The organism is Hyphomonas johnsonii MHS-2, assembly GCF_000685275.1.
Lineage (GTDB): Bacteria > Pseudomonadota > Alphaproteobacteria > Caulobacterales > Hyphomonadaceae > Hyphomonas > Hyphomonas johnsonii.
The window spans coordinates 346,325-361,966 of the sequence record NZ_ARYK01000001.1; the positions used below are offsets into that span (position 1 = coordinate 346,325).

Annotated in this window: 15 protein-coding genes; 7 read left to right on the top strand and 8 right to left on the bottom strand. The window is 64.7% G+C overall.

The genetic code is table 11. The annotated features are described in order from the left end of the window. The first annotated feature begins 13 nt into the window (after positions 1-13). Together HJO_RS01775 and HJO_RS01780 are read left to right on the top strand one after the other, a co-directional pair. The gene (locus HJO_RS01775; RefSeq protein WP_084141314.1) at positions 14-2,188 is read left to right on the top strand and encodes an RNA degradosome polyphosphate kinase; all 2,175 of its coding nucleotides are present in this window, start codon (positions 14-16) and stop codon (positions 2,186-2,188) included. Then, positions 2,185-3,666 (top strand): Ppx/GppA family phosphatase, encoded by a 1,482-nt coding sequence (locus tag HJO_RS01780; protein ID WP_035612959.1) that lies wholly within the window; start codon positions 2,185-2,187, stop codon positions 3,664-3,666. The genes HJO_RS01775 and HJO_RS01780 overlap by 4 nt, the downstream gene beginning before the upstream one ends. Before the next feature lie 31 nt (positions 3,667-3,697). Here the strand turns inward: HJO_RS01780 and HJO_RS01785 are convergent, their stop codons facing one another. Continuing rightward, positions 3,698-4,204, bottom strand: a complete 507-nt coding sequence (locus HJO_RS01785; protein WP_035612961.1) for a GFA family protein — start codon at positions 4,202-4,204, stop codon at positions 3,698-3,700. A gap of 260 nt (positions 4,205-4,464) precedes the next feature. Then, positions 4,465-5,631, bottom strand: a complete 1,167-nt coding sequence (gene rnd / locus HJO_RS01790) for a ribonuclease D (RefSeq protein WP_035612963.1) — start codon at positions 5,629-5,631, stop codon at positions 4,465-4,467. Between the two features lie 97 nt (positions 5,632-5,728). Between rnd and aspS the strand changes: the two genes are divergently transcribed. After that, on the top strand, positions 5,729-7,552 hold the full coding sequence (gene aspS, locus HJO_RS01795) for an aspartate--tRNA ligase (RefSeq protein WP_035612965.1): 1,824 nt from the start codon (positions 5,729-5,731) through the stop codon (positions 7,550-7,552). A 26-nt stretch (positions 7,553-7,578) separates the two neighbouring features. Here the strand turns inward: aspS and HJO_RS17460 are convergent, their stop codons facing one another. Together HJO_RS17460 and HJO_RS18625 are read right to left on the bottom strand one after the other, a co-directional pair. Further along, positions 7,579-8,325 carry a pentapeptide repeat-containing protein gene (locus HJO_RS17460; protein ID WP_051617975.1) on the bottom strand — a complete coding sequence of 249 codons (747 nt, stop codon included), beginning with the start codon at positions 8,323-8,325 and terminating at the stop codon, positions 7,579-7,581. A gap of 141 nt (positions 8,326-8,466) precedes the next feature. Next, positions 8,467-10,707: a TSCPD domain-containing protein gene (locus tag HJO_RS18625; RefSeq protein WP_051617976.1), complete on the bottom strand. Its 2,241-nt coding sequence runs from the start codon at positions 10,705-10,707 to the stop codon at positions 8,467-8,469. 262 nt (positions 10,708-10,969) lie between these two features. Between HJO_RS18625 and HJO_RS01810 the strand changes: the two genes are divergently transcribed. From HJO_RS01810 to HJO_RS01820, 3 genes are read left to right on the top strand one after another with little or no spacing between them, the layout of a single operon-like run. Next, the gene (locus HJO_RS01810) at positions 10,970-11,362 is read left to right on the top strand and encodes an NADH:ubiquinone oxidoreductase subunit NDUFA12 (protein ID WP_035612967.1); all 393 of its coding nucleotides are present in this window, start codon (positions 10,970-10,972) and stop codon (positions 11,360-11,362) included. Continuing rightward, entirely contained in the window at positions 11,355-11,900 is a 546-nt protein-coding gene (gene mlaD / locus HJO_RS01815; RefSeq protein WP_035612969.1) for an outer membrane lipid asymmetry maintenance protein MlaD, read from the top strand. The genes HJO_RS01810 and mlaD overlap by 8 nt, the downstream gene beginning before the upstream one ends. Next, positions 11,897-12,379 carry a DUF2155 domain-containing protein gene (locus HJO_RS01820; protein WP_051617978.1) on the top strand — a complete coding sequence of 161 codons (483 nt, stop codon included), beginning with the start codon at positions 11,897-11,899 and terminating at the stop codon, positions 12,377-12,379. Before mlaD ends, HJO_RS01820 begins: the two co-directional genes overlap by 4 nt. Here HJO_RS01820 and aat read toward each other — a convergent pair. From aat to aroQ, 4 genes are all read right to left on the bottom strand, one after another. Then, entirely contained in the window at positions 12,286-12,969 is a 684-nt protein-coding gene (gene aat, locus HJO_RS01825) for a leucyl/phenylalanyl-tRNA--protein transferase (protein WP_035614229.1), read from the bottom strand. The genes HJO_RS01820 and aat overlap by 94 nt on opposite strands. A 73-nt stretch (positions 12,970-13,042) precedes the next feature. Then, the gene (accC, locus tag HJO_RS01830) at positions 13,043-14,413 is read right to left on the bottom strand and encodes an acetyl-CoA carboxylase biotin carboxylase subunit (RefSeq protein ID WP_035612971.1); all 1,371 of its coding nucleotides are present in this window, start codon (positions 14,411-14,413) and stop codon (positions 13,043-13,045) included. A 1-nt stretch (position 14,414) separates the two neighbouring features. Continuing rightward, a complete protein-coding gene (gene accB / locus HJO_RS01835; RefSeq protein ID WP_035612973.1) occupies positions 14,415-14,885 on the bottom strand; it encodes an acetyl-CoA carboxylase biotin carboxyl carrier protein in 471 nt (156 codons plus the stop codon). A gap of 6 nt (positions 14,886-14,891) precedes the next feature. Next, positions 14,892-15,335: a type II 3-dehydroquinate dehydratase gene (gene aroQ, locus HJO_RS01840; protein WP_035612975.1), complete on the bottom strand. Its 444-nt coding sequence runs from the start codon at positions 15,333-15,335 to the stop codon at positions 14,892-14,894. A 63-nt stretch (positions 15,336-15,398) separates the two neighbouring features. Here aroQ and thiS point away from each other — a divergent pair, with 63 nt between their 5' ends. After that, positions 15,399-15,611 (top strand): sulfur carrier protein ThiS, encoded by a 213-nt coding sequence (gene thiS / locus HJO_RS01845; protein ID WP_035612979.1) that lies wholly within the window; start codon positions 15,399-15,401, stop codon positions 15,609-15,611. The last annotated feature ends 31 nt before the right edge of the window (positions 15,612-15,642 follow it).

Consider the following 15,642-nt stretch of genomic DNA (forward strand, 5'->3'; position numbering starts at 1 on the left):
CTGACGGGAAACGATGGCAGACGGAGCGACACGCACCAACCGGGCGCTGATGGCATCTCCTGAGCGGTTCCTGAACCGGGAACTGTCATGGCTGGAATTCAACCGGCGTGTGCTGGAAGAGGCGGCCAATACGGCGCACCCGCTGCTGGAGCGGCTGCGGTTCCTGTCGATCTCGGCGAGCAATCTCGATGAGTTCGAAATGGTGCGGTATGCGGGCCTGCGCGAGCAGGTGCGGGCCGGTATCGTCAAGCCGAGCCAGGACGGACTGAAGCCTTCCGAACAGGTCGAGCAGATCGAGATCGCGTCGCTGCGCCTGATCGCTGACCAGCAGGAACAGTGGCGCATCCTGAAGCAGGAAATGGCGGCGGAGAACATCCATGTCCTGTCGGCGGACTCGCTGACCAAGAAAGAACTCGGTGATCTCGAGATCTATTTTCGCAACAATATCTTCCCGATGCTGACGCCGCTGGCGGTGGACCCGGCGCACCCGTTTCCCTTCATCCCGAATCTCGGCTTTTCGATTGCAGTCGACCTGGAGTCGAAGGCGGGCGGCGAAGGGCATGTCGGCATCGTGCCGCTGCCGGCATTCGTGCGCCGTTTCATTCGCCTTCCGAAAAGCGCCAAGGGCAGCATGCGTTTCATTGCGCTGGAAGATGTCATCGGCCTGTTCCTCGACGACCTGTTTCCCGGCTTCGAGGAAAAGCACCGCTGCCTGTTCCGCGTGGTGCGTGACAGCGATATCGAGATCGAGGAAGAAGCCGAAGACCTGATCCGCGAATTCGAGGTGATGCTGAAGCAGCGTCGTCGCGGCCGGATCGTGCGCCTCAGGATGCAGTCGTCTGCGCCGCAGAAGCTGCGCGAGTTCATCACCCACGAGATTGGCGCCGAGCAGGCCGATACGGTCCTGTATGACGGCATCCTCGGCATGGCACAGCTGTCGGAGCTGATTGTCGACGACCGCCAGGACCTGCAATTCCCGCCCTATGAGCCGCGCTATCCCGAACGCATCCGGGAAATGGGCGGTGACTGCTTCGCGGCGATCCGGGCGAAGGACATTCTCGTCCACCACCCGTTCGAAAGCTTTGATGTCGTGGTGCAGTTCATTCGCCAGGCGGCGGCGGACCCGCAGGTCGTGGCGATCAAGCAGACGCTGTACCGCACGACGCTGAACTCGCCGGTCGTGGCGGCGCTGATCGAGGCGGCAGAGTCCGGCAAGAACGTGACGGCGCTGGTCGAGATCAAGGCGCGCTTCGACGAGGAGGCGAACCTGCGGCTGGCGCGCGATCTGGAGCGGGCCGGCGTGCAGGTGGTCTACGGGTTCATCGAGTACAAGACGCACGCGAAAGTATCACTGGTGGTGCGCCGCGAGGGCGCGGACCTTCGTTCGTATACGCATTTCGGCACCGGGAACTACCATCCGATCAATGCACGCATCTATACCGACCTGTCGCTGTTCACGGCGGATGCGGCGCTTGGCCGGGATGCCAACCGCCTGTTCAATTTCGTGACCGCCTATCGTGAGCCACCTGCCACCGGGCCGGTGCTCGAGAAGATCTCGATGTCGCCGCTGAACCTGAAGCAGGACCTGCTCGCCATGATTGCGGCCGAGGCGGCTGCGGCGAAGAAGGGCCATCCGAGCGGCATCTGGGCGAAGATGAATTCGCTGGTCGACGGTGATATCATCGACGCGCTTTACAAGGCGAGCCAGGCGGGCGTGCCGATCACGCTGGTGGTGCGTGGCATCTGTTGCCTGCGACCGGGGGTTCCCGGCATGTCGGAGACGATCACGGTCAAGAGCATAGTCGGGCGCTTCCTGGAGCATGCGCGGATCGTCTGCTTTGCCAATGGCGAGGCGCTGCCGTCACCCAAGGCCAAGGTGTTCATCTCGTCGGCCGACTGGATGCCGCGCAACCTGACGCGCCGGGTGGAGGCGCTGGTGCCGATCGAGAATGCGACGGTCCACCGCCAGGTGCTGAACCAGATCATGGTGGCCAACCTGAATGACGAGACCCAGAGCTGGATGATGGAACCCGATGGTGCGTTCCGCAGGCTGATGCCCGAGCGGCGACCGGGCGCGTTCGAGGCGCACCAGTATTTCATGGACAATCCGAGCCTGTCCGGCCGCGGCAGCGCGCTGGAAGTCAGCCTGCCGCCACGCTTGTCGCACAGGGGGCAGAAGCCCGCATGATGTATCCGAAGTCCGAACGCGTCGCCATTATCGACATCGGGTCGAACTCCGTGCGTCTGGTGATCTATGATGTCCTTGGCGCGTCAACGCTGCCGACGTTCAACGAGAAGGTCATGGCGGGGCTGGGCGAGGGCCTGATGAAGACCGGCGCGCTGTCGCCAACCGGGCGGGAATCGGCGCTGGGCGCCCTCGGACGCTACCGTGCCATCCTGAAGGCCCTGAACCTGCGCAACTATACGGCCGTTGCCACCGCGGCGGTGCGCGAAGCAAGCGACGGGCCGGACTTCATCAAGCGCGCCAACCGTGTGCTTGGCCGCCCGGTGCGCGTGCTGTCGGGCCGGGACGAGGCGCGCCTGTCGGCCCTGGGGGTCGAGGCCGGGTTCCACGAGCCGAAGGGCATCATGGGCGACCTTGGCGGTTCAAGCCTCGAGTTCCAGCGGATCGGGACCGGCAAGGCGATGGGCGAGAGCCTGATGCTGGGGCCGCTGTCGCTGGCCGAGCACGCGCAGGACCCGCGTGAAATCCGCAAGCGGGTGAAGGCGGCGTTCAAGGGATCGAAAGTGCTGCCGGGCGCGCAGGGCCGGTTCTTTGCCGTGGGCGGTGCCTGGCGCTCGCTGGCGCGGCTGAACATGCAGATCGAGGCCTATCCCCTGCACGTGCTGCAGGGGTTCCAGATGACCGAGGGCCAGGTGGCGCGCGCCGCGAAACTGTGCGTCGACAGCCTGAGCAATTCCTCGGCCCGCGCGATGCTGGAAAAGGTTGACCGGCGGCGGGCCAAATACCTGCCGATCGCCGCCATTATCCTGGAAGAGATTCTCAATTTCGGCCAGCTGGAAGGCGTGACGATTTCCTCCGGCGGCCTGCGCGAAGGCGTCCTGCGGGACCTGACGGGCACGGCGCTGACCGATCCGCTGCTGGACGGCGTGATCGCGTTCGGGCGGCTGGACCATAACCAGATCGCGTTCGGGCAGGCGCTGCACGAATTCATCGCGCCGGCCTTCGCGCCCGAGCCGGACCTGTTCGGGTCTCCGGCAGCCGATGCCCGGATCGAGAAGGCCGCCTGCATGATGGCCGACAGCGCCGGGCGCTTTCATCCGGACCACCGGGCGCTGCTGGCCTATGAGCAGGCCTTGCGGGCGCCGTATGCGGGCGTCTCGCATGCCGAGCGGGCGATGATCGCCTTTGCGGTCGGTTGCCGGTACGAGAAGGACTTCAAGCGGCCGACGGCCTATCTGAGCCTGACCAGTGACGAGCAGACGGACCGCGCCCGCCAGATTGGCAGCGCGATGCGGCTGGGCGCGGTGTTCTCCGGACGCTCCGGGCCGATCCTGAAACGGGCAGCGCTGGTGCGCAGCGGAGAGAATCTCGAACTGCGGGTGCTGAAGGTGGACGCGCCGATGGTGTCGGACACCGTGATCCGGCGCCTGTCGCAGACCGCGAACCAGTTGCGCCTGACGCCGAAGGTTGTCGCGGACTAGTGCGGCTGCGGCCTGCGCCGGGCCTGCGGGCTCAGCGCATTGCGATGCCGGCCGCGTCGAACAGGGCGGCCCGCCGGTCCAGGCTGTCCGGTGACCAGGTTTCCTCATAGTCATAGTAGATATCGACACGCCGGTCGCTCTCGGGGATCTGGACCCACGGCTGTTTGGCGGTCGTGAAGATATGCACATCCGGCGGCATCAGGTCAGGATTGTCCAGCGTGCCGACGCGGATGAAGCGAATGCGCTCTCTCAAGCCAGACATGTGGTAATTGCTCCAGACCGCGATGCGGCACCTGGGACAACGCGCGATGATCTGGCCCTTGCCGCTCGGTGACCCGACCGTGAGTTCTTCGACCTCGCCCTGGACGAGTTGCACCCTGTCGGCTTCGATCAGTGCGTTCACGGCAAAGGCCGATCCGGTCTGCCGCTGGCACCAGCGGCAATGACAGCAGTGCACGATCATCGGTTTTGACACCACTTTGTAGCGGACATGGCCGCATGTGCAGCCGCCTTCGCATGCTTGGAATTCGTCGGTCATGGTCTGTTTTCCCCCGTTTGACGTCCCACCCAGAACAGTCCGGAGACTATTCTGGGGGATTTCGTCCGGGAAGATAACCCCGGTGACCCGACACGCGAGGCAAAAAGTTCCGGGGAAACGCCGCGGTCTTCCTGACAGACTGACAGCCGGTTCGGATCAGCGGTGTTCAGGCAAGCCGGGGTGCGACGACCGGTTCCAGCCGGGCTGATTTACGCCCGCGCGAAGGCCGGGTGGGGCAGGTGATTGCGGGTCAGGGCGCCTCAGACGTCGAACAGGCGAATCTCACCACCTTCGAACGAAACGGCGAGTTGTCCACTGAGCAGGGCCTGGGCCTTCTTGCCGAACATGTCATAGCGCCAGCCAGTCATCGCCGCGATCTCTTCGCCCGTCTCGCCGCGTGCGATGCGGTCGATATCGGCGGCATTGGCGATCAGGCGGGGCACGACATTGTTTTCGTCGCTGACATGCTTGAGCAGGACCTTGAGCAATTCGGGCGCACCGGCCGGGATCTGGGCGTTCTGCACGCGCGGCTCCAGTTCAGGCGCGTAGGCGTCCGGATTCTGGATGGCTTCGGTGACAGCTTCCATCAGGCCCTGGCCGTGCCTGGACCGGATGAAGCCGCTGGGCACGGCGCGGAGCTGGCCGTAATCGCCCTCGGTGCGGGGCTTCTGGGCAGCGATTTCCTGGATGGCGTCGTCTTTCAGGATGCGGCGGCGCGGCTTGTCGAGTTCCTGGGCGAGGCGTTCGCGCCAGGCGGCGACAGCCACGACCACGGCGGCATAGTCCTTCTTGGGCTTGCGCAGTTTCAGGCGGTGCCAGGCCTTCATCGGGTCCGTGTCGTATTTTGCCGGGTCTTCGAGATCGGCCATTTCCTCGCGAACCCAACCCATGCGGCCGGACTTTTCGAGTTCTTCGCGCATGATCTGGTAGATGTCGCGCAGGTGCGTGACGTCACCGAGGGCGTAGACAAGCTGTTTCTGGCTGAGTGGGCGGCGCATCCAGTCGGTGAACTGGCTGGACTTGTCGATCTGCCGGCGCACGACGCGCTGGACGAGGTTGTCGTAGGAGATCGAATCACCAAAGCCGAGCGCCATTGCGGCGATCTGGGTGTCGAAGACGGGCCCCGGCGGGTGGCCGATCAGGCGATTGAAGATTTCGATGTCCTGGCGGGCGGCGTGGAACACCTTCACCCGGTTGTCCATGGCGATCAGGTCGAGGAAGGGCCCGATGTCCAGATCCTCGGCCAATGGGTCGATCAGGCCTTCGACGCCGGGCGCTGAGGCCTGCACAAGGCAGAGCTCCGGCCAGTAGGTCGTTTCCCGATGGAATTCGGTGTCGACGCAGATGAAGTCCGATTCGGCGAGCTGGCCGCAAAGGTCTTCGAGCGCCGACTGCTCAGTAATGGGAGTCAAGGTGTTGTCAGTCATCGTTGGTTTGCGTATCGCAGGCCCTTGACAAGTGAAAGGGCTTAAATGCCCCTGCGCCCCTGTTTTCCAATGACTGTCTTTCCGGAGAAACAATCCGATGCATGCCTATCGCACCCACACATGCGGTGAACTTCGCAAGTCCCAGGTGGGCGAAACCGTAAAACTGTCGGGCTGGCTGCACCGCCGCCGCGACCATGGCGGCGTCATGTTCATTGACCTTCGCGACCATTACGGCCTGACGCAGATCGTGTTCAATCCGGGCGCTCCCGGGTTCGAGACGGTCGAACGGCTGCGCACCGAGAGCGTTATCTGCCTCGAGGGCCAGGTTGTGGCCCGAGACGCCGGCCTCGTGAACGAAAACCTTGATACCGGCGAGATTGAAGTCGTGGCCGGGGCTGTGGACGTGCTGTCGGAGGCTGCCGAACTGCCGTTGCCGGTGTTCGGGGAACCGGACTATCCGGAAGACATCCGCCTGAAGCACCGCTACCTGGACCTGCGCCGGGAGACCCTGCACAAGAACATGATCCTGCGCTCGAAGGTGATCACCAGCCTGCGCAACCGCATGGTGGCCGAGGGGTTCACCGAATACCAGACGCCGATCCTGACGGCTTCCAGCCCTGAAGGCGCGCGCGACTTCCTGGTGCCGAGCCGGATCCATCCGGGCGAATTCTATGCGCTGCCGCAGGCGCCGCAGCAGTTCAAGCAATTGCTGATGGTGTCGGGCTTTGACCGCTATTTCCAGATTGCGCCCTGCTTCCGCGACGAGGATGCCCGCGCGGATCGCTCGCCGGGCGAGTTCTACCAGCTGGATGTGGAAATGAGCTTTGTCACGCAGGAAGACGTGTTCAACGCGATCGAACCCGTGCTGCGCGGTGTGTTCGAGGAGTTCGCGGACTGGGACGGCAAGGGCCGCACCGTGCCGGACGAGCCGTTCGTGCATATCCCGTTCGCCGAGGCGATGCTGAAATACGGGTCGGACAAGCCGGACCTGCGCAACCCGATCATCATCTGCGACGTGTCGGACATTGCGACGCGCGAGGACGTGACCCTGGGCGTGTTCAGGAAGATCGTCGACGGTGGCGGCATCGTGCGCGCGATCCCGGCGCCGGCAACGGCGGACCAGCCACGCAGCTTCTTCGACAAGATGGATGCGTGGGCCAAGAAAGAGATGCAGGCCCCCGGCCTCGGCTATATCCGTTTCGTGGACGAGGACGGCAAGCTGACGGGCACCGGCCCGATCGCGAAGTTCTTTGCGCCGGAAGCCCTTGCGGCGCTGGCCGACAAGGCGGGCGTGAAGGCCGGCGACGCGCTGTTCTTCTCGGCAGGCGACCAGACAGCTGCGGTGAAGCTGGCTGGCGCGGCCCGCACGCGGATCGGCGAGGAGCTTGGCCTGATCGAGCCCGGCATCTTCCGCTTCTGCTGGATCGTGGATTTCCCGATGTACGAGTGGGACGAAGACAACAAGAAGGTCGACTTCAGCCACAACCCGTTCTCGATGCCACAGGGCGGGATGGAGAAGCTGCTGGCGGCCGATACGGTCGAGAAGCAGCTGGATATCAAGGCCTATCAGTATGACATCGTGTGCAACGGCATCGAGCTGTCATCCGGCGCGATCCGGAACCATCGGCCCGAGCTGATGCTGAAGGCGTTCGAACTGGCCGGCTATGGCCCGGACGTGGTGGAAGAGAAGTTCGGCGGCATGCTGAACGCGTTCCGCTATGGCGCACCGCCGCACGGCGGGATTGCACCGGGCGTCGACCGGATCGTGATGCTGCTGGCCGAGGTCGAGAACCTGCGCGACGTGATCCTGTTCCCGATGAACCAGCAGGCGCGCGACCTGCTGATGGGGGCACCGAGCCCTGTGGACGACAGGCAGCTGAAGGAACTGAACATCCGTCTCGCGCCTCAGGTGAAAGCCTGAGGCCGAACGCGCCTGGCTGGAGAAGCCTAGTTGGCGGCGACGGTCTTGAGTGCGCCGGGATCGCTGCATAGCGGCAGCAGCAGGCCAGCCGGCATGAGCGTGTCGATCGAGGCGCAGGCACCTGCGAAATCGGCTGAGTCGTAGCCGGTCATGCCGGACAGGTCGGCTGCCAGGAACCGCACATCCCGGAACGAGGCACCCGAGACTCCCGCCCCGGTCATGATCACGCCGGTCATGTTGGCGCCGTTGAGAACGGCCGACGTCATGGTGGCCTTGTCGAACTTGGCACCGGTGAGGTTTGCACCCGAGAGGTCAGCCTCTTCCATCCGGGTCTCGCCCAGGTCTGCCCGCGAGAAGTTCGCGCCGACAACCAGTGCGCCCTGCAGGTTTGCGCCGCGCATCATCGTGTCGCGAAACTCTGCGCCCGTGGCATGAATGCCCATCAGGCGGGCGCCGGACAGGGTGGCGCCGGAGAAGCGGGCCGAGGTGAGGATGGCGGTGCGCAGGTCAACACCGGATGCGTTCGCCCCCTCGAAATTGGCGCCGGCGGCCTGGATGCCACGCATGAAGGCGAATTCGAGGTTGGCATCGGGATAGTTGGCGCCGGTCAGCGTCCAGCCGGACATGTTGCGGCCGGCCAGGTTGCACTTGTCACAGGTTCCGACATAGCCGGGCTGCCAGGCCACGGGCTTGCCCTGCGCGGCGGCCGTACCGGCGACGCATATCGCCGCCAGTGCGGCTGCCCAGAAGGCGCGAAGAGACAGCAAACTCATTCCCCAGAATTATCGCGTTGTTATGGGCAGCTATACTGAACAAACGGTAACAACTGCAGATGCGTCACAGGTGTTGCAGAACTGCCATGCTGTGGCTTCCCCTGGGGAAAGCGCCATCGCGCGCGCCCGAATGTGCGCCCCTTACTTCGAAATTCGTCCTTCTTCGCCGCAGGTGTCACATTCCGTGTCGCCATCCTCGCTGATGGCGAACAGCGTGAAGCTGCCGCAATTCGCGCAGGCGTCGCTCAGGTAATCCGGGGCGTCGAGTTCCGCGGACTCCTCGTCGGCGTCCGATTCGGCCTGTTTCTCGGCGCGGCGCTTGTCGAGGACGACGATATTGTCGGGCAGGTGGCCGCGGGCGTATCCGCGCGAGATGATCTGGGCGGCCTCTTCGGTGAAGGGCGCCGGTTCGCGTGTTGCGTCGCCCGCCCCGCGGCCGAGCCCGTCATGGGTGACGTCGACTTCGGCGAGATCGTCGCGGCCAAGATAGGACACGGCGAGTTCCCGGAAGATGTAGTCGAGGATGGAGGTGGCCCGGGTGATGCGGTCATTGCCGGTGACCTGGCCGGCCGGTTCGAACCGGGTGAACACGAAGGCATCGACGAACTCTTCCAGCGGCACGCCGTATTGCAGGCCGATCGATGTCGCGATGGCGAAATTGTTCATCAGGCTGCGGAAAGCGGCGCCTTCCTTGTGCATGTCGAGGAAGATTTCGCCGAGATGGCCGTCATCGAACTCGCCGGTGTGCAGGTAGACCTTGTGGCCGCCGACGGTGGCTTTCTGGATGTAGCCCTTGCGCCGGTCCGGCAGGCGGGTGCGGGCCGCGGGATGGGCTTCGGTGAATTCGGGCGAGGCGGCCGGGACGGCGGCGTCGTCGGCGAGTTCCTCGGCCAGCGAGATGATGTGCTCCATGCGCTCGCGAACGTCTTCGCCAGCCGGGGCGCGGTGCCCGGCGAGGTGGGCCGACAGGCCGTTCCCGATGATCGCCTCAACCATGCCGAGCCCGGCGCGGGCACCGACCGAAACGACCACGTTGCCGCCAAGTACCTTGCTGCAGGCGGCAGCAAACCGGACTTCGTCGTCCGGGCTGGGGTGCATGGTGAAGCCGCACTGCTGCATCGACTGGGCGGCGATGGTTTCGCCGGCACCGTCAATCGCTGCTTCGGCGCTGGCGATGTCTGCGCGGGAAAAGCCCATGGCGGACAGGACGCCGCGGCCGTCAGCGTCAAAGTTTTCAGGAGTCAGCTTGAGGTCGTGCGAAATGATCTCGTCACCCAGCACCCAGCGCGAGAAGGCGGCATTGAGGGGCAGGCCCTCGCCGATGGCGCGGCTGACGCGTTCAAGCGCCGCTTCGCTGAAGCCGCGGTCGCGCAGGCGGGTGGTGCCGAGGGCGAGGTCGAGATCCTGGGCGCCGGAATGGGTGATCGCCTCGAGGATGCCCGGCAGGGCTGCGGGGGCGCGGATGGCGAGGCCGAGACGGGCGGAGCGGGCGAGGCTTGGCGCATCGTCCCCGAAGGCCAGCACGGTCCGCACGGGTGCGGCACCGTCGCTCTCGCAATCCGGCAGGATCACGGCAGGGTCTGACACCGGCACGATGGCGACAGTACAGGCATGCTTCGGGCCGGCCTTGCGGGCCTGGAGGCCGAGCGCCCTGGCGTTGGTGGCCGTGAAGGCGGCCCCGGTCGCGGCAGACCTGACAAGTGCGGTGAGCGCGGCGCCTGCGGCCAGGCCTTCCGGCGAGGCATAGTCATGGCCGAGCGCCATCACGGCGGCACCGAGGCCCGTGATGACGATGACGCCATCGGTCATCGCCTGGGCGGCTGCCGCGACAGCGGAAACCAGGAACCCGTCCTGCAGGCCGTCGGGGCTGGCTGCCTGCGAGACGTCTACGGCGCGGGCGGGACAGGTCGGCGCGGGCAGCGCGTCCTGCAGGAAATACACCTCGCCGCCTTCGCGCAGGGCGGCGAGCAGAGTCGGTTCGAGCGCAGGTTCGAATGGGGTCGCGGTGAACACGGCGGGGGCGGGTGCCGGCGTGTCGACGGCGGCTGCGCGCAGGCCGTCAGCGGTGCGCAGGATGCCGCCGGGCAGGCGCAGCGCCTCTTCCAGCAGGTCCTGCGGGAAGCCGGAGGCGAGGGCCTCGGCGAGTTCGGCATTGCGGGGCGCCGGCCCGAGACGTTCGAGCATCTCGGCCAGGGCCAGCTGTGACACGCTTTGCAGGCTGGCCGCAGAGGCAGCGGCGCCGATGGTGTCGAGCGCAGCGTAGGTCATCGGCGTCGGCGTGGCCCCGGCAGCGCGGGACAGGCGGCCAAATGGCACCTGCAGGGACAGGAGCCCGTCTGATTCGGCGGCGATCAGGATTTCGTCCCGGGTCTCGTCAGGCATGTGCATTTCCTTGCGAATCACTCACGCAAAGCGTGACCGGTCAGGCGGGCGGCTTCAACCGGTATTGCGCAACTAAATCGGCGAGATCACAAGATTCTGGAGGGGGTGGGCCGGATGGGCCTGTTTGACGGGGAATTCGGCTTGCCATAGCGCAAAAGCCACAGGCTGTCGCGTTCGCTGCATTGCGTGCCCTGCCGCACTGGATTAACAGCCCGGGGGGCGCCATATTGCGGCCATCAAGTCAGGTCAGGACAGGCAAACAATGCTGAAGCAGATTTTCACCTGGTGGAGCGGTAGTACCGTGGGCGCCTCGTTCGATATCAAGCGGCGCAGCGGCTATATCGGCACCGATGAGTACGGCAACAAGTATTTCGAGGAGCGCAAGCCCTCGCTGGAAGGGCGTCATCGCCGCTATGTGCAGTACAAGGGCCTCGCCGAACCGTCCAAGGTTCCGGCCGACTGGCATGGCTGGCTGCACCATACCGTCAGCGAGCCGCCGACCCATATGCCGCTGGAGCGGCGCGAATGGGAAACTGACCACAAGCCGAACATGACCGGCACGCCCTATGCGACAACGCCCAAGGGCAGCCTGTCGTCGGGCGGCAAGCGGCAGAAATCCAACGACGACTACGAAGCGTGGACCCCTGATGCGTGAATCTGTCTTTGAAACCCTGGTCGGCGCGCTGGTCGTCGGCGTGGCTGCGGTGTTCCTGTGGTTTGCGCTCGCTGTCGGCGGCGATGCCCAGCAGAGCGGTGACCAGTACACCGTGCTGGCGCGTTTCAACAATGTGTCCGGCATTTCGCGCGGTTCCGACGTGCGGGTCGCGGGCGTGAAGGCGGGCGTGGTGAAATCCATTGATGGGGACCCAACCGCATTCGAAGCGGTCCTGACCCTGTCGCTGGACAAGAAATGGGAGCTGCCGGACGATACCGACGCGCGCATCTCGACCGACGGCCTTCTGGGAAGCAGCTATATCGCGCTCGAAGCCGGCGGCAGCTATGACATCATTCCGCAGGATGGCACCGGCGAGATCCAGTACACGCGCGGCAGTGTCGACCTGTTGACCCTGTTTGCATCATTCGCCGGCGGCGGCGGTGGTGGAGATGCGAGCGCGGCCAGCGCGCCTGCCCCTGCGACAGACGCCCGTTCGGTGAGCGACGATCCCTATCCTGCAGGAGATGACAGCCAGTGATCCGCTTCCTGATCGCCAGCACAATCGGCCTCAGCCTGCTTGGCGCCGCGCATGCTGCGACGTTCGTGCAGAAGGACCGGGCAACGCTGCGTGCGCTGGACAAGATTACCGGCCGTTCGACGGATATCGAGGTCAAGGTGGGCGAGCCGGTGGTTTTCGGATCGCTGAAAGTGGAACTGAAGGCCTGTTACCAGACCCCACCCGAGGAAGCGCCCGAAAGCGCGGCATTCCTCAAGATCGACTCGACCCAGCCAGTGGCGGTCGAGACGATGGACGCTGCGGTGGCGGCTGAAGAGGTCGAGACGGTCAACGAGGACAATCCGGAACTGTTTTCCGGCTGGATGTATGCCTCGTCACCCGGCCTCAGCGCGCTGGAGCACCCTGTCTATGACATCTGGGTGATCCGCTGCACGGCTTCGGCGCCGGTGAAACTGTCCGATCCGGTGGTGCCGACGGATACCGAGCCGGAACCGGAATAGAAGTTCGCCTTGAGCGGCAGCGCGTCGCGCAGCAGGGCCTTGAACTGGAAGCGCGGAACTTCGATCAAGCCGAATTGTTCGAGATGCGGATTGTGGAACTGCGCATCCAGCAAGGCATATCCCCCCGCAATCAACCGCGCGACCAGATGGACCAGCGCGATCTTTGATGCGTCCGTGGCGCGGGAAAACATGCTCTCCCCGAAGAACGCGCCGCCGACGGAGACGCCATAGAGCCCGCCGACAAGCTGGTCGCCGTCCCAGCATTCAACGGAATGGGCGTGACCTTCACGGTGCAGCGCACTGTAAAGGTTGAGGATCGCGGAATTGATCCAGGTGCTGTCGCGGTCTTCGGTCTCTTCGCCGCAGAACTCCATGACGCGCGTGAAGGCCGTATCCACCGTGATACGGAACGGATCCTTCTTCACGGTCCGCTTCAGGCGGCGCGGGATATGGAACGCGTCGAGCGGAAGGATGCCGCGCATGTCGGGGTCGACCAGGAACAGGTTCGGGTCATCGCGCGAGTCCGCCATCGGGAAGACTCCGCGGCGATAGCAGGCGAGCAGGTCCTGGGTTCCGAAACGCGACGACATCAGACGAATATGAATCCCGCTGGCGCGCCTGTCCATGGGGCAGGCAATGGCGTTTGTGGAGAAAGCCCGTGACCTATTCGGCTGGCAGCTTGTTCTCGTCGAGGAATTTTTCGAGCCAGTGAATGTTGTATTCCCCGGCCTGCACGTCCGCATTGTCGACGAGGCGGCGGTGGAGGTCGAGGGTCGTGTAGACGCCGCCGACAACCATTTCCGCGAGGGCCCGGCGCAGGCGCATGATGCACTCGCGGCGGGTGCGTCCGTGCACGATGAGCTTGCCGATCAGCGAGTCATAATGGGGCGGGATGCGGTAGCCGGCATAGGCCGCGCTGTCGAGGCGCACGTCCGGGCCACCCGGCGCGTGGAAATCGGTGATCAGGCCGGGCGACGGCACGAAGGTTTCCGGATGCTCGGCATTGATACGGCACTCGATGGCGTGGCCGAGCAGCATGACGTCTTCCTGCCGGAAGGAGAGTTCCTTGCCTTCGGCGATCCGGATCTGTTCGCGCACGAGGTCGATACCGGTGATCATTTCGGTGACCGGGTGTTCGACCTGGAGACGGGTGTTCATTTCGATGAAGTAGAACTTGCCGTCCTCGTAGAGGAATTCGACCGTGCCGGCGCCGCGATAGCCGAGCTTTTCCATCGCGCGGGCGCAGATGCCGCCGATTTCCTCGCGCTGGACCTGGTTGAGGGCGGGCGAGGGCGCTTCCTCGAAGACTTTCTGGTTGCGGCGCTGCAGCGAGCAGTCGCGCTCCCAGAGGTGCGCCACGTTGCCGTGCGTGTCGGCGATGATCTGGACTTCGATATGGCGCGGGCCCTGGAGGTATTTCTCGAGATAGACCGCGTCATCGCCGAAGGCGGCCTTGGCCTCTGTCTTGGCCGTCTTCACGGCATTTTCGAGATCGGCCTCGGTCTTCGCGAGCTTCATGCCGCGTCCGCCGCCACCGGAGGATGCCTTGACCAGGACCGGGTAGCCGATCTTCTTGGCGGCTTTCTTGGCTTCGCTGATCGATGTGAGCGCGCCTTCGGAGCCGGGAACGCAGGGCACGCCGGCCTTGATCATGGCGGCCTTGGCAGCGATCTTGTCGCCCATGATGCGGATGTGTTCGGCGGTCGGGCCGATGAAGGCGAGGCCGTGGGCTTCGACCATTTCGGCGAACTGGGCATTTTCCGACAGGAAGCCGTAGCCGGGGTGGATCGCGTCGGCGCCGGTGATTTCGGCGGCAGCGAGAATCTGCGATTTCTTGAGATAGCTTTCCGAAGACGGCGGCGGGCCGATGCAGACACTTTCGTCGGCAAGGCGGACGGCCATGGCGTCACGGTCGGCGGTCGAATGGACCACGACCGTCATCAGGCCCATTTCCTTGCAGGCGCGGTGTATCCGCAGGGCGATCTCGCCGCGGTTGGCGATCAGGACCTTTTTGATCGTGCGTTGTTCCGACATGCTATTCGATCAGGGCCAGCGCTTCACCGAATTCCACCGGCTGGGCATCGATGACGTAGACCGCCTTGAGTGTGCCGGACCTGTCGGCCTCGACGGGGTTGAAGGTCTTCATGGCTTCGACCAGCATCAGCGTGTCGCCCTTGTTGATCTTGTCACCGATATTGAAGAATGGCTGGGCGCCCGGCTCGGCGGCGAGATAAACGGTCCCGACCATTGGCGACTTGATGGCCGCATCCGGTGCGCCGGCGGGGGCAGGCGCGGCCGCAGGCGGGGCGCCGGCGGGGGCCGGGGCTGGCGCGGCGGCAGCGGGTGCAGCCATGACGGCGCTTTGCATGACAGGCGCGGCGGGCTTGCTGACCCGGATTCGCAGGCCGTCATGCTCGATCTCGACTTCGCCGAGGTCGGCCTCCCGCAGGATTGCGGCCAGTTCCCGGACGAGGCCGGTATCGAGTTTGGTCTTTGCAGTACTCATGGGACGCTAAGTATCTCCTTGGCCCGTCAGGGACTTGGCTGCCAGAAGCGCAAGCTCATAACCGTAGGCACCGAGACCTGCAATCGTAGCTTTTGCGACAGGCGCAACATAATTCACATGGCGGAAAGCCTCGCGCGCCGCCGGGTTGGACAGGTGCACTTCTATGATTGGCACCTTGCAGGCCCTGAGGGCATCATGCAAGGCCACAGATGTGTGCGTATAGGCACCGGCATTGAGGATGATGGCCGAGCCCTCACGGGAGGCTTCCTGTACCCAGTCCACCAGTTCGCCTTCATGATTGGTCTGGCGCGCCTCGATCGGCACGCCGCCGGACAGGCTGCGCAGGCGGGTGTGGATATCTTCGAGTGTTTCGCGACCATAGATCTCCGGCTCGCGCGTACCGAGCAGGTTGAGGTTTGGCCCACCGAGAACATATATCGGTTTTGACATGCGCCCCGTCTTGCTCTGGAACGCCCGGCAAGGCAAGGGGGGCAATGATCGGAGGTGCGGGACATGAAGATCACCCTGAATGGCGAAGTCCGGGACGTTGAGCCGGGCACGACGCTGGCCATGCTGGTAGCGGACCTGGCTGCGCACACCGGCCGCGACCCGCGCGGCGTGGCTGTGGAGCGGAACCTGGAGATCGTGCCGAAGTCGGAACACGCGTCGACTGTGCTCGAAGACGGTGACCGACTGGAGTTTGTGCAGTTTGTCGGCGGGGGGTGAGGGCCCGAAGCCGTGCGTTCGTGTGACCGTG